This window comes from Roseovarius confluentis, assembly GCF_002917925.1.
Taxonomy (GTDB): domain Bacteria; phylum Pseudomonadota; class Alphaproteobacteria; order Rhodobacterales; family Rhodobacteraceae; genus Roseovarius; species Roseovarius confluentis.
Window position 1 is genome coordinate 169,950 of sequence record NZ_PPFE01000005.1, and the last position, 25,335, is coordinate 195,284.

Sequence of the window (25,335 nt, forward strand, 5' to 3'; positions counted from 1 at the left end):
TAGATGACGCATTGACCCAAGGGAAAACACCATAAAGGCCGTGTTGTTCGACCAGTTCGGCGTCACGCCGAAGATCGCAAATGTTCCGGACCCGACACCGGATGGCAAGGGCGTTGTCATCGAGGTCGGCGCGACGGGCGTGTGCCGCAGCGATTGGCACGGCTGGATGGGCCACGATCCAGACATCACGCTTCCCCATGTTCCCGGTCACGAACTGGCGGGTCGGGTTGCGGCGGTCGGGCGCGAGGTGCGGCGGTGGAAAGTGGGAGACCGTGTGACGGTGCCGTTCGTCGGCGGCTGCGGCACCTGCCCGGAATGTCACGCGGGCCATCAGCAGGTCTGCCACAACCAGTTTCAACCCGGGTTCACGCACTGGGGGTCCTTCGCGCAGTATGTCGCTATCGGGCAAGCCGACCTGAACCTGGTGGCCCTTCCCGACACGATGTCTTTCGAAACCGCGGCAAGCCTTGGCTGCCGGTTCGCAACCGCCTTCCGCGCGGTGGTCGACCAGGGACGTGTCCGGGCGGGCGAGTGGGTCGCCGTGCATGGCTGCGGAGGTGTGGGACTTTCGGCTCTTATGATCGCGCGGGCAATCGGGGCGCAAACGGTCGCCATCGACATATCAGAAAACAAGCTGACCCTCGCCCGAAGCTGCGGCGCGACGCATACGATTGACGCCACCGCGGCTGGCGACGTGGTCCAAGCAGTGCGCGACATCACCGACGGTGGCGCGCATGTGTCGCTCGATGCGCTTGGTCACCCGACGACATTCTTCAACTCGGTCTCGAACTTGCGCAAGCATGGGCGTCACGTGCAGATTGGCCTGCTTTTGGCGGAACAGGCCACGCCGGCCGCCCCGATGGCGAAGGTAATCGGCGACGAGCTTGAAATCCTCGGCAGCCACGGGATGCAAGCGCATCGCTACGATGCCATGCTGGCGATGATCCAATCCGGCTTGCTGTCTCCCGATAAACTTATAGGCGACCGCATTTCGCTCGAGGCGTCCATCGACGCCTTGACGGGAATGGACAACTTCGCCGGCATTGGTGCGACCGTCATTACCGAATTCTAAAGGAATTCTGGTCGGAGTGAGAGGATTCGAACCTCCGGCCCCTGCCTCCCGAAGACAGTTCGGAAATCTTGGGAACAGAAAAACAAGACATTTTAATTGCTCATAACTTCGTATTACCCCAGAAATCCGTCAGATATCTGGGACGGTACCAGAAACATCGGACCTGCATGCTTAGCATCTTTGAGCCGCTATTCCACGTCAGCATTTTTTGCATGCCTCACGCAATCTCGCTCTGAAAACCCAAAATCAGTACAGGTTCAGCCCAAATCTTGACACAAGATCCATTAAAAAGAAACGAACCGTTTCGCGGTTTAAATTTCAGCTTGTGAGGGGCTAATGAAGAACGAAACAATCTCTGTTGCATTTGTCCTGCCATGTCTCAACGAGGTTGCGACGCTGGAGAAGTGCATTCTCAGAGCGCAGGTCGCTCTGGCAGAAATTCGTGAGAAGTTTGGCCTTTCCGGCGAAGTGATCGTTGCTGACAACGGCAGCACCGATGGCAGCCAGGACATTGCCCGACGCGCGGGCGCAAGGGTCGTGGATGTGCCGGAACGCGGCTACGGCGCGGCGCTGCTCGCCGGGTTCGGCGCGGCGAAATCGCAATATCTCGTCATGGGCGATAGCGATTGCTCCTATGACTTCGTCGAGGCCGTCCCGATGATCGAAGAGCTTTTGAACGGTGCCGACTTGTGCATGGGCAACCGGTTTCGCGGCGGCATCAAACCCGGCGCAATGCCGTGGAAAAACCGCTACATCGGAAATCCGGCCCTTTCGGGTCTCCTGAGGTTTCTCTTCAAGACCGACATTGGCGACGCCCATTGCGGCCTGCGCGCCCTGACTGCACCCGCTTTCGAAGGCCTTAACCTGTCGTCATCCGGAATGGAGTTCGCCTCCGAAATGCTCCTGAAATCCGTCTTGCTGGATTACCGGATCGCGGAAGTGCCGGTCACCCTGTCGCCAGATCAGCGCGGCCGCGATCCGCATCTGAATCCTTGGCGCGACGGGATGCGGCACCTCATCTACATGCTTTTGCTCAGTCCAAGCTGGCTCTTCATGGTGCCTGGCCTCGCGCTTGGAGTGCTCGGGCTTGTATTGATGACCGCCCTGCTGTCCGTCGAGGGCGATGACTTGGTGCAAATCGGCTTCTTCTTCTTTGGCAGCCACTGGGCCGTCATGGCCAGCGCCGCAATGGTCATCTCCGTGCAAACGATCATCATGGGGTTGTTCGCCCAGCTCTACAATTACAAGGCACTGATCCGGCGGCCCAGCAAACGGGCCATAGCCTTTCTCACTGCGTCACGGCTCGAATACTGGCTTCTGGCCGGCTTGTTGCTGATCGCGGGCGGCCTTGCGTGGATCAGCACCATCACGCTCGGCTGGATTGCATCCGACTATGCTGGCCTCAGCGCGATGCGGTCGATGATCGCAGCAGGAACGATGTGCGTGATCGGTGCGCAGGTATTCTTTGCCGGTTTCCTGATGTCGGTGGTCTCCGGCAACCGCTCGCAGCATCTGTATGCAGCAAGTGTCTGACCAAAGCTGGCAGATGCGATGATGAAGCAGGCAAATATCATCGACGGAGCCGAACCAAGACAAAGCCAGCTGTGGATCGCGCTGGCCGTCACGGTCGGCGCGGTACTGGGGATCGTGGCCCTCTTCTTTGCCAGCGAAGCGTCCTTCCCCAGTCTTGCGGCCCTGTGCGCCCGCGTCCCCCTTTGGACCTATGGCATCGTTGCCCTTGGCCAGGCGACCATCGTATTGCTGGCGGCTGTCCGCTGGCGCGTGTTGCTGAAAGCCGTTTCGCCCCGGGGCAAAACCTTGGCCCTCCGCCATGCAACCGCGGCGACGACATCGGCCGCCATTGCAGGACAGTTTTTGCCGATCCAGCTTTGCACCCCGGTAATTCGCGCATGGTTAGCGGCGCGTTTCGATATCCCTGTCCTGAGATCCCTGGGCACGTCGGCATTGGAGCAAACGTTTCAGCTTCTCGTGCTGGTCAGCGCAGCAGGCCTGAGCGTGTTGTTACTGCTGCCAACACCCGGCTGGGTGTTCGATGCGAGTGCCGCGATCCTGTTCATGACCGCCCTGGTCTTCTTCGTCCGATTATCAATTCAGCTGGCGTCGAAACTGCTTACACATATCGCTGATCATGGGGCGCCACTTTTGACGCGTTCCGCCGATCGTCTGCGCCTGGGCGTCGAAAGGGCCGCGCAGTTGCCCGACCACATCCTGACATCGGTCACCGCACTGAGTCTTCTTGGGTATGCTGTCCTTGCCGCGCTGAATGTCCTGCTGCTCAGCACCATCGCGGGCGTGGACATCCTGCCACTTCTGATCGCTTATCCGTTGGTTCTGTTCCTTATGTCGCTGCCCGTGTTCCCCGGCGGGCTTGGCGTGGTCGAAGCGACATGGGCGGGCGTCCTCGCGCGCGAAGGCCTGCCCTTCGATCAGGCGGTCGAAGCCGCTCTGGCGTTGCGGGTGGTCTCGACCCTGGGCTTCTTCCTAATCGCGCCGCTGCTCCTCGCCGACCTCCAGCCACGCAGGCGGAGCGCGCCATGACCCGGCCCTGGCTTTCTGTGATCATGCCGATCTTCAACGGCCATGCGACTCTGGACACAGCGCTGTCATCGCTTGCAGGGCAATGCGATGGGCTCGAGATCATCGCCGTCGATCAAGCGTCAACCGATGGCAGTCGCGATCTGCTACAGGCGGCGCAAATCCGTCTTCCGATCCGGATCATCGACAATCCCGACGGCAGTTCGTGGACCGAGAACACCAACATCGGCCTGCATGAGGCCCGCGCACCGCTTATCACCATGCTGCATCAGGACGATGTCTGGTCGCCTGGGCGCGCCGCGCTTCTCAAAGACATGGCCGGCCGGCATGAAGAGGTCGACATTTGGGCGCATGGTGCTGACCTCATTGACGAACACGGGGCAACCGTCGGTCAGATGTGTCCACCATTCGGGACGGCGCGCCGTGTTCTGACGTCCGAAGAGGCGATGTCGCACCTGATCGTGCAAAACACCCTGGCGCTGCCCGCTGTCATGTTCCGGCGCGATGCCGCGCTACACAAGGGCGGTCTTGATGAGGCACTTTGGTACACTGCGGATTGGGATCTTTGGCTGAGCCTTGCGCAAAACGGTTTGGCCTGGGATCCCGGACACGCCTCGGCGTTCAGGATTCACGCTAACTCCCTGACCATGACCGGTTCGCGGAACTTGCAGTCCTTCAAACGCCAGTTGGAGATACCGCTCGACCGGCATCTCGTGCATCTGCCGGACCGGCTCAGGCGGCGCGCCCGCAGACGCGCGGAGGCAGCCAACGCGCTCAACGTCTGTTTGGCGGGCCTGCATCACCGCAGTCTTCGCGGTGTTGGTTCAGCCCTTCGAAAGGCTTTCATGCTTGGCCCTAACGAATGGAGCGATTTTCTCATGACAACACAGATCGTGAACAGGTTGGCGCCCCGGATGAAGCTGGCAATGAAAAAAGGAACATGACATGGGATCTATCGGAGCAAGCGTAAGACGTGCCTTTGGCCCCTATGAGAGGCAGGTTTCGGAACTCTACCGCCGTGTTTTCATCGACCTGGAGAATCTGGCGGCCTGTATCCAGGACTGGGCAGATCCGACCGCCATCTGTGAAATCGGCTGTGGCGAGGGCGCATTGGCCGAACGCCTTTGCCGGGACTTTCCTGATGCGTCCTACCTAGGCATCGACATCGCCCCGCAACTTGGACGCATGTATGACGGGGATCGTGCCGAATTCCGCCAGATCGACGCACAGGACCTGGCCGAAGAACGCAGCGGACAGTTCGATCTGGTTGTCCTCAACGATGTCATGCACCATGTGCCGGTCGGTATCCGCGCGGACATCCTGCAAGCCGCGAAAAAGCTTTTGGTGCCCGGCGGTGTTCTGGTGTTCAAGGACTGGCTCAGACGCAGCACGCCCATTCACGCGGCCTGCTATGTGGCCGACGTCTATATCGGTGGCGACAAGAACGTCGCCTACATGGCCATGGAAGAGCAACGGGAGCTGATCGCTTCGGTGTTCGGGCCCGCAGCGGTCGCGGCGGAGCAATCGATCAGACCCTGGTCTCAGAACCACGCCTTCAAGGTTGTCAGATAGGCCATTGGAGATGACGGCAATCACGTGCATCCAACCTCCGGGGCTCAGTCACGAACAAAGGCTTACGTTTGCGATAAGGCTGTTCATCCTGGTGAAAATCGCCGCCTTGTTTGTGCTGGCGATCAACACGCGCTTTGTGATGGATGAGTTTTGGCACTTCACCCAGCCTGTATATCTGTTCGACGGCACCTTCGACACGATATGGCCCAAGAAAGCGGTTGGCTACGCGGTCTTCTACGAACTGTCCCACCTGATCGGCTGGGATGCGACATCTATGTTGATCACGGGCCGGTTGACCACAGCCTGCCTTTCGCTGGCGTTGATCGTGTGCATCTACAAATGCGCCCGCGCCTTGGGCCACGAGCGTATCACAGCGATCCTGGCAGTGGCGCTCCTGCTCAGTTTCAGCAGCTATATCGAGCGCGGATTCCGACTTCGGTCCGAGCCGCTCGCCACGCTGTTTGCGGCTTTGGCCGTGCTGGTCGTCATCCGATATGAAACCGACCGTGCCAAGACCCTTCTGATCGCGGGGTTGCTCAGCGGGTTGGCCTTCGTGACGACGCAGAAATCGGTCTATTTCAACTTTGCCCTGGGGGCCGCTTTGGTGGTCGATGCCCTCTGCATGCGCTCTGCCTCGCGCGCGTTCTTTCGCGGAGGGCTGCTCATTCTCGGCTGGGCCGGTGCCATATTCTTCTACGGCGCCCTGCTCGGCGGCACCGCGATGCCGCAGGTCCTGAAGATGCTTTTCCTCGGGCCGGTCGAACTCGCCCTCCATGGTGGCAGCTACTATGAAGGGCTGGATGCCTTTGTCTGGCAGACGCTTTTGCGCAACGCTGTGCCGTACGCGCTGGTGTGCCTTGGCCTTGTCCTGTCAGCTGCGCGTATTCTCAAATGCGACAGTGCCGCGCGGATATTTCTTGTCCACGCGGTCCTGCTGACCGGGCTTGTCTTCTTTCACAACCAGACATGGCCCTACGTGTTCTCAATGGCGCTGCCATTCCTGGCGGTCTTTGGCGCTGTTGCCCTGACAGTCCTGCTGCGGCAGGGGGCAAGCCGGTCCGCAATGGCGCTGGTCATCCTGTCGGTGATCGCCGTACAGAGCATCGTTCGCAATGTGCAGTACCTGGGCCACGACAATCTCGCTCAACTCGCACTCGTGCAACAGGCTGAAGCGCAGCTTGCGCAGGACGAGACATATTTCGACGGCATCGGCATGATCCCGAGCCGCCGTATGGAGCCCCGCCTGTGGCTCGATGCCCAGGCCGTTCGTGAAACGAACGAAGAAGGGCGGAATTCCACGCTCTACGGCGCATTACTCCGTGCCGAGCCTCACCTTGTGATTGCGACGTATCGCACAGACGGGTTGAGCTCCGTATTCGGTGATGCTCTGAATACGACATACGGCTTCCTAACTTCACATATTTTGCTGCGGCTCGAAGCTAATCGGATCCTGACACCTCCAAAGGCCGAGCGGGCTCCGCTCTTCAACGGTATATATACCGATTGATATCTGCTGCGTACGGATGCGTGTTTCATGTTTAGACATGCTCATCTTGCGTTTTTCGAGTTCGTCAGTACATTCTGGAATATCTGCCTCGTGCGGATTAGATCTTGTGAATGTTGGCTTTTCAGCGCCTATATTGCTCACGATCAGCACATAAAAATTTCCGCGTAACGGTTTTTGCTTACTGATCTGATCCCCGCAAACTGGACCGTCTGAAGCTGGAGTTTTCCGCTATGATTCCCTGGCTGGGAGAGGAGCGGAATCGCATGAAGGCATCGAAGTTTTCGGTCGCGCAGAAAGCATTCATCATCAAGTACGGCGAGGAAGGCACGCTGGCGTCTGAGATCTGCCGCAAGACAGGCATCAGCCAGGCGACCGATTTCAACTGGAAGAAGAAGTATTCCAACATTCAAGCGTTTTGTTCTGTATGATCGACGCCGCCGACACGTTCTCTCGCAGGCAACCAGCGTAACTTGGCTACCAGTCTGAATTTCCAACCTTCCAGCCAATTCCCCTTCAGCGGCATGAACCAACTGCTAATTGACCTGCTTGGATACCTTGGAAGGATGTTCTTCAAGCCGTCGGGGTACCCGCGACGAGGTAGCCCAGCTCATTCGTGCGGCACGCAAATCACCAAGGACGCGATACCTCGCGAAGTTCATTCTAACGGCCCTGTACACTGGATCCCGAAAATCTATGATCCTCGGCCTCGGTTTCATTCTTCACTTTTATGGTGGCTATGTGGGTTTCCGAACCGCAAAGCTTCACCGCAAGGGGAATGCCCAAAAGCAGACCAAGAAGAATGCGCCGACCATTCCGATTCCGGATCGGCTGCTCCGCCATTTCTAGTGGTGGCAAAAGAATGGTGCGAAATGGGTTGTCGAGATCGAAGGACATCGCGTTGCAGGCATAAAGAACGATTGGGAAACCATGGGACGCCGGAGGTCACGCCTCACACATTGCGACACACCGCGATCACCTGGGCCATGCAGGGCGGTGCGAATGCCTGGCACGTATCAGGCTTCTTCGGCGTAACGATGGACACGCTCGAGAAGTATTACGCGCACCACCATCCGGACTACGTTAAGACAGCTGTCAACGTGGCCAACAACATGGGCAAATCATGCGTCTCCTACGGGCAGGTCAACGCTGCGCGTCACGCCAGCCTGCCTCCTATCGAGAAGCGGCAGACGCCACCATAAGACCAGGTCAGTGTCGCATTTCTGGGACGCGTCCCAGATAAAAACATATCCTAAAAAACTTAAGGGCCCCTCGAGGCCCTTATTTTATTGGTCGGAGTGAGAGGATTCGAACCTCCGGCCCCTGCCTCCCGAAGACAGTGCTCTACCAGGCTGAGCTACACTCCGACCGTGAGACAGCCGATTACAGAAGCCGCATTTCCTTTGCAAGGGCGGAATCGCGTGGTGGGCTCTCATCGGCTTGCCGGAGCCGTTTGCAAGAGCGCTCACAACCTTCCGCCTTTATGGGCCTATCGCCTTAGAACACCATAAGGCAGGAAACATGCCGCGAAGCATTCAGCAGGTCGATTACGTGCCGTTCTTGCTTTTGCGTCGCCGCGTAGACCCTGTAATGCGACAAGCACGCCCGTCAAAGAAGCAGGATATCCGGCTCCAATTCCGGGCGATACTCCCGCGTATCGATCAAAGACCGTCGGACAGCGCGGCGACGATTGCATCGCCCATTTCGCTGGTCGTCACCGGCTGTACGCCTTCCTCACCCAGAAGGTCCGCCGTGCGCAGGCCATCGGCCAGAACTTTCTCGACCGCGGCTTCAAGGCGTGTAGCCTCGTCGCCTTGATCGAAGCTGTACCGCAGCGCCATCGCAAAGCTGAGGATACAGGCAATCGGGTTCGCCTTGCCCTGCCCCGCGATATCGGGCGCCGAACCGTGCACGGGCTCGTAAAGCGCCTTGGGCCGACCATTGGCCATCGGCGCCCCGAGGCTGGCCGAAGGCAGCATCCCAAGGCTGCCCGTCAGCATCGCGGCGGCATCCGACAGCATGTCGCCAAAGAGATTGTCGGTGACGATCACATCGAACTGCTTGGGCCAGCGGCAAAGCTGCATCGCGCCCGCATCGGCGTACATATGGCTCAGCTCGACATCCGGATAATCCTCGTCATGCACCTTCTGGACCACTTCGCGCCACAGGATGCCCGACTCCATGACGTTGGCCTTCTCCATCGAACAGACCTTGTTCGACCGCCGCCGCGCAAGTTCGAAGGCCGACCGCGCGACGCGGTCGATCTCGGATTCGGTGTAGCGTTGGGTGTTGATACCGACCCGCTCGTTGCCTTCCTGAATGATGCCGCGCGGCTCACCAAAATAGATGCCGCTTGTCAGCTCGCGCACGATGACAATGTCGAGCCCTGCAACGACATCTTTCTTCAGGCTGGAAAAATCCGCCAAGGCGTCAAAGCACTGTGCCGGGCGCAGGTTGGAATAAAGATCCATCTCCTTGCGCAGCCGCAACAGGCCGCGCTCCGGCTTGACCGAGAAATCCAAGTTGTCGTATTTCGGTCCGCCGACCGCGCCCAAAAGCACCGCATCAACAGATTGCGCCTTTTCCATCGTGTCGTCATGCAGCGGCGTGCCGTGCTTGTCATAGGCCGCGCCGCCGACAAGATCCTCGCTTACGTCAAACGCCATGCCGCGGTTGGATCCGAACCAGTCGATCACCTTACGGACTTCGACCATGACCTCGGGGCCGATCCCGTCGCCGGGCAGAATAAGAAGCGAGGGGGTACTCATGCGCGATCCTTTCGAAACTCTCTTTTCCATCGCCTAGCCTGAGCCGCGGGAAGGGTCAAGAAAGGTAAGGCTTCAATCCCGTTGCAAGAGCCTGCCAAACCACGGCAATCCTTGGTGTGTGTCGCAGCGCCTGATGGGTGGCGAGCCAGACTGGAAGGCTTGGCAGATCGATATCGAAATCGAGATCCTCGACATCATCGTGAAGCTTGCCCAGCGCCTTCATGCCAAATCCGATACCGCATCCCGCGCGGACCAGTTCCCAACCCACCGTGTGGCTGTCGCATCGAAAGGCAAACATCTCGCGCGAGGCGGGCATGTCACGTTCCTGCATGCCGCGAATGATCTCCTCGTTCCGGTCATAGCCGATCAGAGGATGGTCATAGAGGTCCTTGAAGGTGCGCGGTCGTCCTGCGCTGTGCAGGTAGGCGCGGGAAGCAAACAGGCCAAGCGGGAAATCCCCAAGGTGGCGCGCCACCAGCTCGAGCTGTTCCGGGCGATACATGCGCACCGCGATATCGGCCTCGCGGAACAAAAGGTTTTCGGTGCTGTCCGAAGGCATGAGGTCAATGCTGATTCCGGGATGCTCGGCCCTCAGCCGCGCCAGGATCGGCGGCAGAATATAGACCGACACCGTCTCGCTTGCGGTAATTCGCACCGCGCCGGCGGCCTGTGTCTGTTGCCCGGCAGCGGTAAGCTCGATCTCGACCATGGCGCGATGCATTGCGCGTGCGGGTTCCAGCAAGGATTGGCCGCTTTCGGTCAGATCCAGGCCCTTTGCTTTGCGGTGGAACAGAACTTGGCCAAGCTGCTCTTCCAGCTGTCGGACTTGGCGTCCAAGCGTCGGTTGGCTGGCCCCCAACAGCCGGGCCGCGGCGGAAAGCGATCCCTTTTCCGCCACCGCAAGGAACGCGCGGACGAGCGACCAATCCAGATCTGACATGCGGCTTACCATTCATAAATGAATATCTTATGAGCAACATTTGGCAATTCCTATTCCCGCTCAATTATCTAACGTGGCGTAAATCATCGTCGCGCGAGGGATGAACAGATGCAGAAAACCGTTCTTATTTTGGGTGCCACGGGGCGATTCGGGCGCCACGCCACCGACGCGTTCTGGAATGCCGGCTGGACGGTGCGTTTATTCAACCGCGCGCAGGACGACCTGACGACCGCGGCACGGGGTGCCGATATCATCGTGGTCGCGTGGAACCCGCCGTATCACCTCTGGAAAGATCAAGTCCCCCTGCTTCACGCCAAGGTGCAGGCTGCCGCGCGGGCTTCTGGCGCTGCGGTGGTCTTGCCGGGAAATGTCTATGTCTACCCACCCGACGCCAAGGCACCGTGGAGCGAAGGGACAAACCACGCCGCGCCCACGCCGTTGGGGCGCATCCGACAGGAAGTGGAACAGGGCTACCGTGACAGCGGCGTGCAGACGATCCTTCTGCGCGCGGGTGATTTCATTGACACTGAACCGACAGGCGGCTGGTTCGACAGGGTTCTGATGTCGTGCTTTGACCGGGGACAGATTCTTTACCCCGGTGATCCCGATGCGCTGCATGCCTGGGCCTTTCTACCCGACCTTGCGCGAGCGGCCGAACACCTTGCGCGGCAGAAGTTCCGCCTGGGAAGTTACGAGGAAGTCATATTTCCGGGATACAGCGTGACGGGCAGGCAAATTGCCGATCTTCTGTCGCAGATTTCACGCCGCAAGATCATGGTGCGACGGATGTCATGGATACCGCTTCGGCTGGTTGCACCGGTCTGGCCCATGGCAAAGGGCTTGCTGGAGATGCGCTATCTTTGGGACACTCCCCACAGCTTGCGGTCCAAGCGCCTGTCGGAGCTTTGCCCAACCTATCGCGATACTGATGTGGAAGATGCGCTCCGCCAGGCTGCCGCGCCATGGTTGAGCCGCGTCCGACACGCGCGCTGCGCTCAGTTCTGTCACTTCACCAAAAGGTCGACCCAAACCAACCTGTGACGGCTTGCTTCCTCGATGTCCGTCTCGGTGTCGTGCGCCACTATCCCGCTGTCCAGGATTTCCAGCTCGGCGGATGGCAGGACATAGCTGACCCGAAGCGATCCAGGCACGGGCGCAGGCCAGTCCACCGTGTCAAGGCGCGGGTCGCCTGTATGGGCCTCGCCCTGTCTCAAGCCGCCGCTACGCATCGGCGTCGGATCCCGGAGCCGGTCATCCGAAAGAAGGCGCCGGATTGCCTCTTTCCGCCCTTCGCCGTCAATCGGGTCGAGGTTGGCGTCGCCGGCCAGAACGAAGGGCGCGTCGGGTGCCTGATCCAGCCTGCCATCGAGATAGTGAAGCCAAAAGACAATCTCGTCATGGTTCCTGCGTCCGTTCCGATCTTCCGACCCGTCAAACACCGGCGGGCTGGCGTGAAAGGTCAGAACTCGCAGGGTCGTGTCGCCGACCTGGATCGGGACGTCCCAATGCGCCACGGTTGAAAGGCGCTGAATCGCGGCGACATCTTTTGGCAATAGCGGTGTACCATCCTTCAACGTCAACTGCGCATCAGGCGTGTCACGCCAAAGGTAGCCACTGAAGTCACGCACCTTGCCGGTCAGGATGGGGAACCGCGACAGCACCGCCATACCACCCTGTCCTGCGAACTCTCCGTAGCCTTGTGCGTCCCTGGCACGGCCCAGCCGTCCGTCTCCGTCAAGGTCCAGCCCCGTCACCATTCCAGCGTTTGGGCGCAGGGCAAAGATATAACGCAGATTGAGACCGTGATGGGCAATTCTGTCACTCAGCGCCCGCAAGGCGGCCAAGTCATGGTCATAGTCGATATCTTGAAGCGCGATGATATCCGGCTGCGCCTGCGCGATGACCCGTGCGACAGCCTCCGCCTGCGGATCTTCCTCGGACAGGATATCGCGCAGCAAAAGTCCCGGACCATTCCGGGCCAGCTCGGTGTTGAATGTTGCGATGCGAACCAGCGTTTCTGCCATCGCGGGCCAAGCGCCAAGGGACCCGATCAGAATGCCGGCGATCAGGCGTTCTGCAATTCCTCGGCCTCGGCCTTGGCGTAGACGCGCCGACGCTTTTCCTCGATCAACTCGGCCACACGCATAAGGGCGATGCCACGCATCAAGATGCTTGCAGGAAGAAGGGCCCATACGGTCATCATCCAGATCAATGTTTGCTCGCTCTGGAACGACACCGGCTCGATCACCAGCGATGCCGCCTTCACGATCGCTGGAATCAAGAATGGCAGCAAAGCTCCTAACACAATGTTAAGACCTGAATCGCGCCGTAGCCGATCCACGATGTCGCCCCCGCGCGTGGGATCGAAAAGCGGCAGGTTCACCCATACGTTGAACGCGCCGTTGCGCATCGGCCACCCCAGAAGCCGCACCAGCGTGACGAAGACCAGTATCATGACCAGCGACACGCTGTAGGCGACGCCTGCCGCGATCCGCACGCTATTGGCAAGCTCCAACGTCGCGTCTGGCGGCAACATCAGCACGACAAGACGCACCGGCGAGAACGGAAAATCCATCGCATTGCCGATTGCCTGGGCGAAATAGGTGATGATCAGCGTGATCGGGCTCGGCTCGATCTTGCCGCGCGCGATCAGCGACAGCATGACAACCACCAAGACCAGCGCCAGGAACTTCAACCGGTTGAACGGTGGGGCGAACCGGAACTCGACAATGCTCGGGTAACGGCCAAAATACTCGATGAACGTCAGAAACGAGAAGAGCAGCGCGATCACCACGACGATCTGTGCCGTGTCCGTCGCGACCGACGGCAGCACAAGTGCCGGTGTTGCCACCAGCAAAGCCACGAGTATTGCACGCGTCAGCGCGCTAATGATCTGCGAAACCACTGCCCGGTTCCCTTCCAACTGGCCTGACCCGGTTCGATGCCGTGCCATTGTTCCAACTTGGGTCCGTCGATTATGACGGCTTGCCTCATTCTTGCCCAATTTTTGCCTTCTTTCACCATCCGGCTCAAGATACCAAGTCTTTAGAGTTAGAATTTCCGGCGATTTGATGGTAATTGTGGTGCCAGATTGCATCAATTTGCTGCCCGGTTTGAGGCGCTGTGGTGTTCACACCCTACATGTAGGGGTATCTCGCTAACCCCCCACAATAATTGATTAATATAAGTTGTGGTTTTAATTAATGTTTTAAGAACTGGATTGCGCCGGCCACTCAATGCCGCCGGCGCACTGCTGTCAGTTCGGGATCAGACCCAAGGGCGTTCCGTCGCAGCCTTCGATTCGAACGCATCGATCGACGCGGCCTTTTCCATTGTCAGACCGATATCATCAAGCCCATTCAGCAGGCAGTGCTTGCGCCAGGGGTCCACTTCGAATCCGATCGTGCCACCATCCGGGCCGGTGATTTCCTGATTTTCCAAATCCACGGTCAGCACCGCGTTCGCCCCACGCTCCGCGTCATCCATCAGCTTTTCCACCTCTTCCTGCGGCAGGACGATGGGCAGGATGCCGTTCTTGAAGCAGTTGTTATAGAAGATGTCGGCGAAGCTGGTGGAGATCACGCAACGGATACCGAAATCGAGCAGCGCCCAAGGCGCGTGCTCCCGGCTCGAGCCACAGCCGAAATTATCGCCGGCCACGATGATCTTGGCCTCGCGATACGCGGGCTGGTTGAGAACGAAATCCGGGATCTCGTTGCCATTGTCGTCATACCGCATCTCGTCGAACAGGTTCACCCCCAGCCCCGACCGCTTGATCGTCTTTAGGAACTGCTTGGGAATGATCATGTCGGTGTCGATGTTGACCAGCGGCATCGGCGCCGCGACGCCTGTCAGTTTCACGAATTTTTCCATTAGTTCATCTCCCGGATGTCGGTCAGCTTGCCGGTCACCGCCGCCGCCGCGGCCATCGCCGGGCTCATCAGGTGCGTGCGCCCGCCGCGGCCCTGCCGGCCCTCGAAGTTACGGTTGGACGTCGCGGCGCACCGTTCCCCGGGCTGCAACTGGTCCGGGTTCATCGCCAGGCACATGGAACAGCCCGCAAGCCGCCATTCAAAGCCCGCATCTGTAAAGATCTCGGCCAGACCTTCCTCCTCTGCCTGCGCCCGTACAAGGCCCGAGCCCGGCACGACCATCGCCCGCTTCACCTTGATCTTCTTGCCTTTCAGGATCTCGGCGGCAGCGCGCAGGTCTTCGATCCGACCGTTGGTGCAGGAGCCGATGAAGACCGTGTCGATCTCGATATCCTTCAGCTTCTGACCCGCTTTGAGACCCATGTATTCCAGCGCGCGCTTGGCTGCCTCGGTTTTGCCGCCACTGAAGCTCTCGGGCGTGGGCACCTCGGCGTCGATCGGCAGTACGTCCTCGGGGCTGGTACCCCAAGTCACGACCGGCGCGATATCCTCGCCCTTGATGGTGATCACCTTGTCCCAATGCGCGTCGTCATCGGAATACAAAGTCTTCCACCAGGCCAGCGCCGCCTCCCACTGCGCGCCTTTCGGCGCGTGAGGACGGCCCTTGATGTATTCAAAGGTCTTTTCGTCCGGCGCGATAAGGCCAGCGCGGGCGCCGCCCTCGATCGCCATGTTGCAGACGGTCATTCGTCCTTCCATCGAGAGGTCGCGAATCGCTTCGCCGCAATATTCGATCACGTACCCTGTGCCGCCCGCCGTTCCGGTCAGGCCGATCACCGACAGCGTAATGTCCTTGGCGGTCACACCGGCAGGCAACTTGCCCGTGATCTCGACCTTCATGTTCTTCGACTTGGTCTGGATCAGTGTCTGGGTCGCCAGAACGTGCTCGACCTCCGACGTGCCGATCCCGTGCGCCAGCGCACCGAACGCGCCATGGGTCGCCGTGTGGCTGTCGCCGCAAACCACGGTCATGCCCGGCAAGGTCCAGCCTTGTTCCGGGCCGACGATGTGAACGATCCCCTGCCGCACGTCGCTGACCGGGTAATAATGGATACCGAAATCCTTGGCGTTCTTGTCGAGCGCGGCCACCTGGATGCGGCTGTCCTCCGGCATGGCTTCGGGATTGTCGCGGCCCTCGGTGGTCGGGACGTTGTGGTCCGGCACGGCAATTGTCTTGTCCGGCGCACGCACCTTGCGGTTCGCCATACGCAGCCCTTCAAAGGCCTGCGGACTGGTCACTTCGTGTACCAGGTGCCGGTCGATATAAAGCAGGCTGGTGCCATCCTCGGCCTCATGTGCCAGGTGGGCATCCCAGATCTTGTCATAGAGTGTCTTGGGGGACATTGGTCCTCTCCCGTCGTGTCAGTGAAATCTCAAAATGGCAGGTATCGGCACCGCCCTATAGGCGCGCCAGAACCGTGCAGGCCGCACCGAAAAAACGCCAAGGCAGGCGCGCACGATCGTCCATGTCGAAAACCCGTATCATGAATGTCAGATACAACCCCGCTCCGAGTCTATCAAGGGCACAACGAAACAGTGGTCCGAACCGTCCCTTCCTCTGGCCGTAAATTTCCCGGGGATTCGGTTGAAGCCGCGCTTCAACCCTGGGGGCTGGCCCCAATTCACCAAACCTGCGCGGCGCAGCCGCTCCTTCCGATCGCGCCTCAGTCCGGGGCCAGCATGTACCCTTCGCCACGCACCGTCTGCAAATAGCGCGGCTGTTTCGGGTCGGCCTCGATCTTGCGCCGCAACCGGGTGATCTGAACATCCACCGCGCGTTCCTGCGCCTGCCCCTTGTCGCGCCCCAGATCCTCGACCAGCTTGGTGCGGCTGACCGGCTCGCGCAGGTTCTCGGCGAAGATGCGCATCAGCTGAACCTCGGTTGCCGTCAGCCGGACAAGGTCTTCTCCGCGCATCAGTTCCGACCGTTCGATATCGAATCGCACCGGCCCCATGCTCAGCACCTTCGGTGCGGTATGCTCCGGCAGGGGTTCAGGCATCCGGCGCAAGATCGCGTTGATCCGCAACAGCAATTCCTTGGGCTCGAACGGCTTGGCAAGATAGTCGTCCGCTCCGGCCTCCAGCCCCGCGATGCGCTCGTCGGTCTCGCCCTTGGCGGTCAGCAAAAGGATGGGAGTCTCTATCGTCTCACGCAGCGACCGCGTCAGCGTCACGCCATCTTCGCCCGGCATCATCACGTCCATCACGATCAGGTCGAATTCAAGCCCCGACAACACGCGGCGCGCATGGCTTGCGTCCCGCGCGACCGAGACCAGAAACCCATTGCGCGCAAGGAACTTGCGCAGAAGATCGCGGATGCGCTCGTCGTCATCGACGATCAGCAGGTGCGGCGCCGGATCGTTCATGTATCTGCCTCCCGGATCGCATGGTACTTCCGCCGCATATCCGGGTCCATCATTGCTTCCAGCACCTGCCGGAATCCCGCCACGGCCTCGGGGCCCGCCTTGCGATAGGCCGCCCGCATCCGGGCCCTTTGCGCATCGGACAAGGTCTGTTCCAGTCCGCGCCCCTTGTCCGTGAGGGTCAGGTGCCGTTCCCGCCGGTCCGTCTTGCCTTGCTGGCTTTCGACAAGTCCATCCTCGATCAACGTCCGCAGCACCCGGTTCAAGGATTGCTTCGTGACGCCCAGTATCCCCAATAGGTTGTTCACGGTCGTGCCGGGACGACGCGCGATGAAGTGCAGCGCGCGGTGATGTGCTCGGCCATAGGCCATCGTGGCAAGAATACGGTCCGGGTCGGCGGTGAACCCGCGATAGGCAAAGAACATTGCCTCGATCCCCTGGCGCAGCTGTTCATCCGTCAGAAACAGCAGGTTTTCGCCGCTATGCACCTCGGCCATGTTCGTCCTCCCGTCGCCTTGGCTGCCAAGATACGTCAGCCTTGTTGACATTCCAAGATCAAACTGGTAGCGAATCGCAGTTTATGCGCAATTTTATGTCCACTTCGGACGTTTCTAGCGCAACAAATGAAAAGAGTCTGGGCTGAGGAGGCGAAAATGGCAGCGTATGACGATCGCGACGGCAAGATCTGGATGGATGGCAAACTGGTCGAATGGCGGGACGCGAATGTGCATATCCTGACCCACGGCCTGCACTATGCCAGTTCCGTGTTCGAAGGCGAGCGGTGCTACAACGGCAAGATCTTTGAGAGCCGCAAGCACTCGGAACGTCTGCATTATTCTGCCGGGCAACTGGATTTCGAGATCCCCTATACAGTGGACGAGATCGAAGCCGCCAAAATGGAAGTACTGCAAGCCAACGGGTTCGAGAACGCCTATGTCCGCGCGGTCGCGTGGCGCGGCGCGGGCGAGGATATGGGCGTCGCATCGGCTCGTAATCCCGTTCGCCTGGCCATCGCCGCCTGGGAATGGGGCGCCTATTACGGTGACGCCAAGATGAAGGGTGCCAAGCTCGATATCTCCAAGTGGAAGCGGCCCAGCCCCGAAACTATCCCCAGCCACGCCAAGGCGGCCGGTCTTTACATGATCTGCACCCTTTCGAAACACGCCGCCGAGGCGAAGGGCTGTTCGGACGCCATGATGTTCGACTATCGCGGCTACGTGGCCGAGGCGACGGGCGCCAACATGTTCTTCGTCAAGGACGGCGAGGTGCATACGCCCGATCCCGATTGCTTTTTGAACGGGATCACGCGCCAGACGGTCATCGGGATGCTGAAGGACCGCCAGGTCAAGGTGCACGAGCGGCACATCATGCCCGAGGAACTGGAAGGTTTCGAGCAATGCTGGCTGACCGGCACCGCCGCCGAGGTCACGCCCGTGGGCCAGATCGGTGATTACAATTTCGAGGTCGGCGCGCTGACTCGCGACATCGCGGAAAGCTACGAAAAACTGGTGCGCGCTTAGGTCTTGGCCTTCGCGTCGCAGACGACCGCATGAGCGTACGCACCGCAATTTCGGCCGCAGGCCTGGCTGACGGTGCGACGCTGTCGTTTCACCATCACCTGCGGAACGGCGACGACCTGATGCGCGAGGTCCTGCAGATCTGCGCCGAAGAGGGCCTGCGCAACCTGCACATCGCGCCCTCTTCGCTCTTTCCCTGCCATGCGGCACTGATCCCTTTCGTGAAAGACGGCACCGTTACACGGATCACCACATCCTACATGAACGGGCCTCTCGCCGAGGCGGTACAGCGCGGCCTTCTGCTTCATCCGGTCCGTCTGCAAACCCATGGCGGGCGGGCTGAGGCCATTGCCTCAGGCCGACTGAAAATCGACGCGGCGTTCATCGCCACTCCGGCGGTGGACGCCAAACGCAACCTCGGCGGCGCCGCCGGCCCGAACGCGTGCGGCCCGCTGGGATACGCAATGGTCGATGCCGCCCATGCCGGCTTTGTCACGGCGGTCACCGATCATTATGTCCATGACCTGCCACGGGTTTGCATCCCGGCCGAGCAGGTCGATCTCGTGGTCACCGTCGACAGCATTGGTGATGCGCAGCAGGTGGCCTCTGGTACGACCGCCCGTGCGCCGTCTGCCAAGGGTCAGGCCATCGCCAACCTGACTGCCCGCCTCATTGCATGCAGCGGCCTTCTGAAAGATGGGTTCAGTTTCCAGACCGGCGCTGGCGCGACATCTCTTGCAGTCGCACGCAGCCTGGCGCCCGTCATGGCCGAACGCGGCGTGGTTGGCGACTTCGCGGCGGGCGGCATCACCGGGCCACTGGTGCAAATGCTGCATTCCGGACTCTTCCGCCGTTTGCTCGACGTTCAGGCCTTCGACGGAGCCGCCGTGACCTCCTATGCCAATGACACCGCGCATCACGCGATGTCCGCGTGGGACTACGCGAGCCCTGCCAATCCCGACAGCGCGGCCTCCCGGCTTGACGTGATGATCCTCGGCGCGGCAGAGGTCGACATGAATTTCAACGTCAACGTGACCTGCACCAGCGACGGGCGGATCATCGGCGGATCGGGCGGCCATGCCGACACCGCTGCGGGCGCGAAGCTGGCCATCGTGACAACCCCGCTTTGCGCCGGCGGATTTCCCAAGCTGGTCGAACGCCTGACCTGTCTCACCACGCCGGGCAACACCATCGGCGCCGTGGTTACGGAAGAAGGCATCGCCATTTCCCCTGCCGCCCCGGAACTGGCGCGGGCCGCGAAGAGCGCCGGGTTGCCGCTGTCATCGCTCGACGAGCTGCGCCACAAGGCCGAAGCGCAGGCCACGCAACGTGCAGCGCCGAAATTTGCGGACCGGGTTATTGCCGAATGCGAAGCGCCGGACGGCAAAGTTATAGATCACGTGCGCGCGCTTGTACCTTGAGCAAAAGAAAAGCCGGGCAAGCAGGCCCGGCTTCTCCTAAAGTTATCGTCAGGTTCAGCCCGGACTCAGCCCGCGCAGACGCTCGGACCGGCGGCGCAACAGCTCCACCGTCGTCAGCAGCAGGATCGAGATCGTCACGAGGATCGTCGCCGCCGCAAGAATGGTGGGCGAGATCTGTTCGCGCAGGCCGGTAAACATCTGCCACGGCAGCGTCTGCTGCTGCGCCGAGCCGACGAACAGCACCACGACCACCTCGTCAAAGGACGTGATGAAGGCAAAGAGCCCGCCAGAGATCACCCCCGGCAATATCAGCGGCATTTGAACCCGGAAGAACGTCGTCACCGGGTTCGCGCCCATGTTGGCCGAGGCCCGTGTCAGCGAGCGGTCAAAGCCAACAAGTGTTGCCGTCACCGTGATGATCACGAACGGCACGCCCAGTGCCGCGTGCGCCAGGATAACCTTCACATAGCCCACGAACGCTTGGTCGAGGCCAAGATTCGCCTCCAGCCAGTTGCCCAGCGGCGCGTAGAAGAAGAACATGCCGGTGGCCGAGATGATCAGCGGCACGATCATCGGCGAGATCAGGATTGCCATGATCGCCTGTCGCCCGGGAACGTGGCTTTGGGAAAGGCCGATGGCAGCCAATGTGCCGAGGCTTACCGAAATGAACGTGGCGAAAGGCGCGATGATCAGCGAGTTCTTCAGCGGCGTCATCCACTCGTCGGTGCCCAGGAAGTCGCGGTAGTGCTTCAGCGAATAGCCCTCGGCCTGGAAATTCAACATCTCGGGCGTGAAGGTAAAGAAGTTCTCGGCATTGAAGCTGAGCCACATCACGGGGATCAGCGGTGCGATCAGGAAGAAGAACACGAAGCCGCAGATGAAAAGGAACGTATTGTGCCAGAGAACCTGCCCGGGAGTGTAGTAAATGGGCACGTTCTTGCGATAATCGCCGGTGTCGAGCCAGTAGGCGAACCAACTGAGCACCGCGCCGATGATGACACCGGAAATCGCCGCGCCAAGACCGCCGGCAAGAAAGCCCGCGACAGCGAAAGCCGCGATTATACCCCAACGGGTTTGAGTGCGCTGGCCCGACATCTGATGCGCCAGCGCCGCGATACCCGCCCCGATCACCGCGCCGACCAGCGCGCCAAGCCACGGCTGGCCGTAAACATTACCCGCGACAAAGCCGAACATGGCGCCCAGAACCGCCGTCAGCGGCAAAGTGAACCCGGTCAGCGGCGGGCGCGGAATGGTGACTGTGTAGCCATCGTCTTGATCGGTCATGACCTAGCCCCCCAACTTGACGTTATCGATGCCCACGATCCTGTCGTAGCACCAGTAGAGCACCAGCACGACGACCAGCAGGATCGTTCCCAGCGCGGCCGCCAGACCCCAGTTCAGCGAGCTGGAAATGTGGTAAGCGATCCGGTTCGAGATGAAGACACCGTCGGTGCCGCCCACGATCTCGGGCGTGATGTAGTACCCGATCGACAGGATGAACACGAGGATCGAGCCCGCGCCGATGCCCGGCACCGATTGCGGGAAATAGACCCGCCAGAAGGCCGTGACGTTCGTCGCGCCCAGCGATTTCGCCGCACGAAGGTAAGATGGCGGGATTGTCTTCATCACCGAGTAGAGCGGCAGGATCATGAACGGCAACAGGATATGCGTCATGGCGATGATCGTGCCCGTCGCGTTGTTCATCAAGATTAATCGGTTCGCGTCATCCACGAAGCCAAGCCAGACGAGGATCTCGTTGATCACGCCCTGTTGCTGCAACAGCACCTTCCACGCGGAGGTCCGTACCAGCAGTGAGGTCCAGAAGGGCAACAGAACAAGGATCATCAGCACGTTCGCCGTGCGCAGCGGCAAATTGGCGAGGATCCACGCCACCGGATAGCCCAGCAGGATACAGCTGCCGGTGATGACCAGCGACATGTAAAGCGTGCGCATGAACAGCTTGATGTAGATCTGCTGGTTCTCGGGCCGTGCCTCGACCCCGTCGAAACCAAGCTGGTAATCTGCGGCGTTCAGGAAGTAGCCCGATGTGTAGGGCGACTTGTAAACGTTGATCGTTTTCCAAGTCTGCGGGTTGCCCCAGCCCTCATCGATCTCGAGGAACGATTCCTTGAAATTCTGTTGCGGCTGATCGGCCAGCATCTCCTGCGCAGCGCGAAGTTCCTCGGCGCCAAAGCCATTGTAGGAGGACACGTCGGCACCGGCCTGCAGTTCTTCGATCAGGGCAATCTTCACAGATTCCCACGGCTCTTCCTCGGCCACCACGTCTTCTTCGGCGATGGCCGTAAAAACCGCGAAGCTGGCGTATTCATAGGCCGTTCGCGGGAGAAGCGCGGAAATTTCCGCGCCGGGCAGGAAGCCGGTGCCGCCTGTGAACGCGTCGCCCGTCAGGGCTCGCAACCGGGCACGGGCACGGTCCAGCACGTCCTGGTCGGTGTTCTCGGCATTCTCACCGCCGCGCATCAGGTCGAACCAGAACGCCTCATTATCCCAAGTGTCCTCGGCCAGATCCTCGAGCGCGTCGATCTGGTCTTCGCCAATCTCATCAAGGTCGCGCCCGACGGAGCGGAACTGCGAGGACAGGCCGGTTTGTTCGTAGTTCAGGCGCGTGCCCAGCTTGGTGTGTTCCTTCGCCTCGGAGGCGAGGAACAGGTCATAATAAAGCGCCTCGTAGACGGGCTCGTCCGGCAGGTCGCTTGCATTCGGATCCCACTCGGAAATCACGCTGACCGTCTGCGGCAGCGTGTCCGGTACAATCGTGTTGTCGACCGAACGCAACAGCATTGAAACGATGGGAACGATAAAGGTAACCAGAACGAAGATCAGAAGCGGGGCGATCAGCAGCAGCGCCCGCATCTTCTGGCGGCGTAAGGTGCGCGAAAGACTTTTCTTGAGCGGTGTGCCGTCTGCGGCCAGAACCGGGCCGCTGTCGTTGCTGTCCGCAATGCGTAGCCCATCATCTGGCGTGGGCGCCGCCTTGCCGGTCGTGGCGTCAGTCACATCGCTCATAAAGTCCCCGTCGGCAGATTGTTGATTTGTTTTTCTTATCGGTGTGGAAGGGCCGCGCGCGGCCCTTCCAGGTAGCTTCAAGCGGACCGCTTATTGCGCCAGCCACGCCTGGAATTTGGCGTCGATGTCGTCGCGGTAGTCAGCCCAGAACTCGTAGTTGTAGAGGAACGTGTTCTCGGCGTTGTCCGGGTCGGTCGGCATGTGCGGAGCCATGTCGATACCCAGTTCCGCGTGCTGACCCACCAGCGGTGCCGAGGAGGCACGGGCCGGACCGTACGAGATGTACTTGGCCTGGTCGGCCAGACGCTGCGTGTCGGTCGCGAACATGATGAAGTCCTTGGCGCGGGCCAGGCGATCCTCGGGCAGGCCCTCGGGGATGATCCAGCCGTCCAGGTCAAAGACCTGCGCGTCCCACATCATGCCGATCGGCTGATCCTGTTCTTCGATCGCGGCAAACAGGCGACCGTTGTAGGTCGAGCCCATGAAGACTTCGCCATCAGCCAGAAGCTGCGGCGTGTCGGCACCGGCGGACCACCAGATTACGTCGTCCTTGATGGTTGCCAGCTTGTCCAACGCCTGTTGCTGACCTTCAGCTGTGGCCAGAACGTCGTAGACTTCTTCTTTCGGAACGCCGTCACACAGCAGCGCCCATTCGACGTTGTTGATCGGGCGCTTCTCCAGCGCGCGCTTGCCCGGGTAGGTTTCCAAGTCGAACACGTCGCAGATGTCGTTGGGCGCTTCCACGCCTTCCGGAACCATGTCGGTGCGATAGCCGAAGGTGGTCGAATAGACGATCTGCGGGATGAAGCAGTCACCGACCAGCAGTTCACCGAAGTCTTCCTCGGCCGAGGTTCCGTCGGGTGCCGCGGCCAGGTCTTCCTCGGGGTCGATTTCCATCGCCAGACCTTCGTCGCACAGGCGCAGCGCGTCAGCGGCCACGACGTCGACGACGTCCCAGGTGATGTTCCCGGCCTCGTCCATCGCGCGCAGCTTGGCCACGGCCTCGTTTAAGCTTTCGTCCCAGATCACTTCCAGGCCTTCGTTCATTTCCTGGTAGGGGTCGGTATACGCGTTCTTCTGGCTCGCCTGATAGGCGCCGCCCCAGGACACGACGGTCATCGAGTCGGCCATTTCCTGTGCGTGAGCCGACGCGGCTGCAACCGTCAGTGCGGTTGTGGCCATGAGTGTTTTCGTCAGTTTCATGTCATACTCCCAAAAGTACTCCCGTTTACCTTTCGGGCCCCATGTCACGGGAACAACATGCGGACCTCGTTCTATCCGGGCTAGCTCAGAGGCCCGCCCGAATGCCTTAAACTCCTAGTTCGCATCCAGTGCGCGGCAATCTTCGGGCAGCCAGCCGATCTCTATCGTCTCACCCGGCTTGAGCCGCGTCTGGTCCGGCGCGTTCCGCGACTTGATCACGAAATTGTCGTTGCCCGCCACGCTGAGGCGCGTGCGGAAGATGTCACCCATATAGATGAATTCCAGCACTTCGGCCTTGATCGTATGAGTGCCTTCCTTGAGGCGCTTCTTGTCGAATTCGACACGTTCAGGCCGGATCGAGACGCGGGTACGTTCGCCTACTTCGCTGACGTTGACCGGCTTGCAATCGATGATTCCACCATCGTCCAGCTGCACCTGCGCGAGACCGCCCTGGATCTCCTTGACGGTGCCTTCCAGCGTGTTGTTCTCGCCGATGAACTGCGCGACGAAGCTGTTCTGCGGGCTTTCGTACAGCTCGTCCGGTGGCGCAAGCTGCTGGATGCGGCCATCGTCGAACACCGCGACGCGGTCCGACATTGTCAGTGCCTCGGTCTGGTCGTGGGTCACGTAGACCGTGGTGATGCCAAGATCATGCGCCAGATTGGTGATCTCGAACTGCATGTGCTCACGCAATTGTTTGTCGAGTGCGCCCAGCGGTTCGTCCATAAGCACCAGCTCGGGCTCGAACACCAGAGCGCGGGCCAGCGCGATCCGCTGTTGCTGACCGCCCGAAAGCTGAGCCGGACGTCGGCCACCGAAGTCGCCCATCTGCACCATGTCCAGCGCCCGCTTGACCTTGGCCTCGCGGTCGGACTTGCCGATCTTGCGCACTTCCAGCGGGAAAGACAGGTTCTCGGCCACGGTCATGTGAGGAAATAGGGCGTAGTTCTGGAACACCATGCCGATGCCACGCTTGTGCGGCGGGATATCGTTGATGGAAACGCCATCAAGCAGAATGCGGCCGTGGGTGGCGGTCTCAAACCCCGCCAGCATCATCAGGCAGGTGGTCTTGCCCGACCCGGACGGCCCGAGCATGGTCAGGAACTCGCCCTTGGGCATGGAAAGGTTCAGATCCTTCACGACAAGCGTCTCGCCGTCGTAGCTTTTCTGAACGCGATCAAATGCGACGAACGCATCGCTCGCTTGCGCTTCGGTCAAGAGTGTCTCCCCATCGTTTTTGTCCGCGGTTTCCCCGCGCTTTGCTTGGAATAAAGCTAGTTTCCGCCGCTGATGCAAGCAGACTCATAAACTCATCCGGCTCGATATACGCTTGAAGGCAAATCGCCTGCATCTGCCCAGTAAAAAGTCACTTTTCCCGTGTTTCACGCTGTATCGCGTCGAACGACGCTCAAAAATTCATCGAAATCCGCGGCTTGTCGCGGTCTGGAACGCCCGGTTTG

Annotated in this window: 22 protein-coding genes, 1 tRNA gene and 1 pseudogene; 11 read left to right on the forward strand and 13 right to left on the reverse strand. The window is 60.3% G+C overall.

Annotated features, from left to right (window positions below; translation table 11 throughout):
* Positions 1-31 precede the first annotated feature (31 nt).
* The 8 genes and pseudogenes from C2I35_RS13630 (at position 32) to C2I35_RS22315 (ending at position 7,906) form a co-directional block, all read left to right on the forward strand.
* Positions 32-1,072 carry a zinc-dependent alcohol dehydrogenase family protein gene (locus C2I35_RS13630; protein ID WP_103763615.1) on the forward strand — a complete coding sequence of 347 codons (1,041 nt, stop codon included), beginning with the start codon at positions 32-34 and terminating at the stop codon, positions 1,070-1,072.
* A gap of 336 nt (positions 1,073-1,408) precedes the next feature.
* Positions 1,409-2,605 carry a glycosyltransferase family 2 protein gene (locus C2I35_RS13635; RefSeq protein WP_103763616.1) on the forward strand — a complete coding sequence of 399 codons (1,197 nt, stop codon included), beginning with the start codon at positions 1,409-1,411 and terminating at the stop codon, positions 2,603-2,605.
* Positions 2,606-2,623: 18 nt separating this feature from the next.
* Positions 2,624-3,631 (forward strand): lysylphosphatidylglycerol synthase transmembrane domain-containing protein, encoded by a 1,008-nt coding sequence (locus C2I35_RS13640; protein ID WP_103763617.1) that lies wholly within the window; start codon positions 2,624-2,626, stop codon positions 3,629-3,631.
* On the forward strand, positions 3,628-4,572 hold the full coding sequence (locus tag C2I35_RS13645) for a glycosyltransferase family 2 protein (protein WP_170067210.1): 945 nt from the start codon (positions 3,628-3,630) through the stop codon (positions 4,570-4,572). The genes C2I35_RS13640 and C2I35_RS13645 overlap by 4 nt, the downstream gene beginning before the upstream one ends.
* Position 4,573: 1 nt before the next feature.
* Positions 4,574-5,200, forward strand: coding sequence for a class I SAM-dependent methyltransferase (locus C2I35_RS13650; RefSeq protein WP_103763618.1), 627 nt, complete (start codon positions 4,574-4,576; stop codon positions 5,198-5,200).
* A 91-nt stretch (positions 5,201-5,291) separates the two neighbouring features.
* Positions 5,292-6,707 (forward strand): DUF7056 domain-containing protein, encoded by a 1,416-nt coding sequence (locus tag C2I35_RS13655; RefSeq protein ID WP_211286147.1) that lies wholly within the window; start codon positions 5,292-5,294, stop codon positions 6,705-6,707.
* A 263-nt stretch (positions 6,708-6,970) separates the two neighbouring features.
* Positions 6,971-7,114, forward strand: a pseudogene (locus C2I35_RS13660) (transposase); the annotation flags it as partial.
* 627 nt (positions 7,115-7,741) lie between these two features.
* Positions 7,742-7,906: a hypothetical protein gene (locus tag C2I35_RS22315; RefSeq protein WP_211286148.1), complete on the forward strand. Its 165-nt coding sequence runs from the start codon at positions 7,742-7,744 to the stop codon at positions 7,904-7,906.
* Positions 7,907-7,994: 88 nt separating this feature from the next.
* On the opposite strand, the gene C2I35_RS13670 is transcribed toward C2I35_RS22315, so the two are convergent.
* The 3 genes from C2I35_RS13670 to C2I35_RS13680 all read right to left on the reverse strand — a co-directional run bounded on the left by C2I35_RS13670 (position 7,995) and on the right by C2I35_RS13680 (position 10,412).
* A tRNA-Pro gene (locus tag C2I35_RS13670) sits at positions 7,995-8,071 on the reverse strand.
* A gap of 294 nt (positions 8,072-8,365) precedes the next feature.
* Entirely contained in the window at positions 8,366-9,472 is a 1,107-nt protein-coding gene (gene leuB / locus C2I35_RS13675) for a 3-isopropylmalate dehydrogenase (RefSeq protein WP_103763621.1), read from the reverse strand.
* Between the two features lie 55 nt (positions 9,473-9,527).
* Positions 9,528-10,412: a LysR family transcriptional regulator gene (locus C2I35_RS13680; RefSeq protein ID WP_245890493.1), complete on the reverse strand. Its 885-nt coding sequence runs from the start codon at positions 10,410-10,412 to the stop codon at positions 9,528-9,530.
* A 108-nt stretch (positions 10,413-10,520) separates the two neighbouring features.
* Between C2I35_RS13680 and C2I35_RS13685 the strand changes: the two genes are divergently transcribed.
* Positions 10,521-11,453 (forward strand): Rossmann-fold NAD(P)-binding domain-containing protein, encoded by a 933-nt coding sequence (locus C2I35_RS13685; protein ID WP_211286149.1) that lies wholly within the window; start codon positions 10,521-10,523, stop codon positions 11,451-11,453.
* On the opposite strand, the gene C2I35_RS13690 is transcribed toward C2I35_RS13685, so the two are convergent.
* From C2I35_RS13690 to C2I35_RS13720, 6 genes are all read right to left on the reverse strand, one after another.
* Entirely contained in the window at positions 11,417-12,436 is a 1,020-nt protein-coding gene (locus tag C2I35_RS13690; protein ID WP_103763623.1) for an endonuclease/exonuclease/phosphatase family protein, read from the reverse strand. The two genes, C2I35_RS13685 and C2I35_RS13690, sit on opposite strands and share 37 nt — an antisense overlap.
* A 41-nt stretch (positions 12,437-12,477) precedes the next feature.
* On the reverse strand, positions 12,478-13,317 hold the full coding sequence (locus tag C2I35_RS13695; RefSeq protein ID WP_103763624.1) for a hypothetical protein: 840 nt from the start codon (positions 13,315-13,317) through the stop codon (positions 12,478-12,480).
* A gap of 362 nt (positions 13,318-13,679) precedes the next feature.
* Positions 13,680-14,285 carry a 3-isopropylmalate dehydratase small subunit gene (leuD, locus tag C2I35_RS13700; protein WP_103763625.1) on the reverse strand — a complete coding sequence of 202 codons (606 nt, stop codon included), beginning with the start codon at positions 14,283-14,285 and terminating at the stop codon, positions 13,680-13,682.
* A complete protein-coding gene (gene leuC, locus C2I35_RS13705) occupies positions 14,285-15,688 on the reverse strand; it encodes a 3-isopropylmalate dehydratase large subunit (RefSeq protein WP_103763626.1) in 1,404 nt (467 codons plus the stop codon). Before leuC ends, leuD begins: the two co-directional genes overlap by 1 nt.
* Before the next feature lie 320 nt (positions 15,689-16,008).
* Positions 16,009-16,710, reverse strand: a complete 702-nt coding sequence (locus tag C2I35_RS13715; RefSeq protein WP_103763628.1) for a response regulator — start codon at positions 16,708-16,710, stop codon at positions 16,009-16,011.
* Entirely contained in the window at positions 16,707-17,204 is a 498-nt protein-coding gene (locus C2I35_RS13720) for a MarR family winged helix-turn-helix transcriptional regulator (RefSeq protein ID WP_103763629.1), read from the reverse strand. Before C2I35_RS13720 ends, C2I35_RS13715 begins: the two co-directional genes overlap by 4 nt.
* Before the next feature lie 156 nt (positions 17,205-17,360).
* Here C2I35_RS13720 and C2I35_RS13725 point away from each other — a divergent pair, with 156 nt between their 5' ends.
* A complete protein-coding gene (locus tag C2I35_RS13725) occupies positions 17,361-18,227 on the forward strand; it encodes a branched-chain amino acid aminotransferase (protein ID WP_103763692.1) in 867 nt (288 codons plus the stop codon).
* Positions 18,228-18,256: 29 nt separating this feature from the next.
* The gene (locus C2I35_RS13730; RefSeq protein ID WP_103763630.1) at positions 18,257-19,645 is read left to right on the forward strand and encodes a citrate lyase subunit alpha; all 1,389 of its coding nucleotides are present in this window, start codon (positions 18,257-18,259) and stop codon (positions 19,643-19,645) included.
* Between the two features lie 54 nt (positions 19,646-19,699).
* Here the strand turns inward: C2I35_RS13730 and C2I35_RS13735 are convergent, their stop codons facing one another.
* The 4 genes from C2I35_RS13735 to C2I35_RS13750 all read right to left on the reverse strand — a co-directional run bounded on the left by C2I35_RS13735 (position 19,700) and on the right by C2I35_RS13750 (position 25,093).
* Complete coding sequence (locus C2I35_RS13735; protein WP_103763631.1) at positions 19,700-20,929, reverse strand: ABC transporter permease; 1,230 nt, start codon at positions 20,927-20,929, stop codon at positions 19,700-19,702.
* A gap of 3 nt (positions 20,930-20,932) precedes the next feature.
* Entirely contained in the window at positions 20,933-22,672 is a 1,740-nt protein-coding gene (locus C2I35_RS13740) for an ABC transporter permease (RefSeq protein WP_211286150.1), read from the reverse strand.
* Positions 22,673-22,762: 90 nt separating this feature from the next.
* Complete coding sequence (locus tag C2I35_RS13745) at positions 22,763-23,875, reverse strand: extracellular solute-binding protein (RefSeq protein WP_103763632.1); 1,113 nt, start codon at positions 23,873-23,875, stop codon at positions 22,763-22,765.
* A 114-nt stretch (positions 23,876-23,989) separates the two neighbouring features.
* Positions 23,990-25,093: an ABC transporter ATP-binding protein gene (locus C2I35_RS13750; RefSeq protein WP_103763633.1), complete on the reverse strand. Its 1,104-nt coding sequence runs from the start codon at positions 25,091-25,093 to the stop codon at positions 23,990-23,992.
* Between the last annotated feature and the right edge of the window lie 242 nt (positions 25,094-25,335).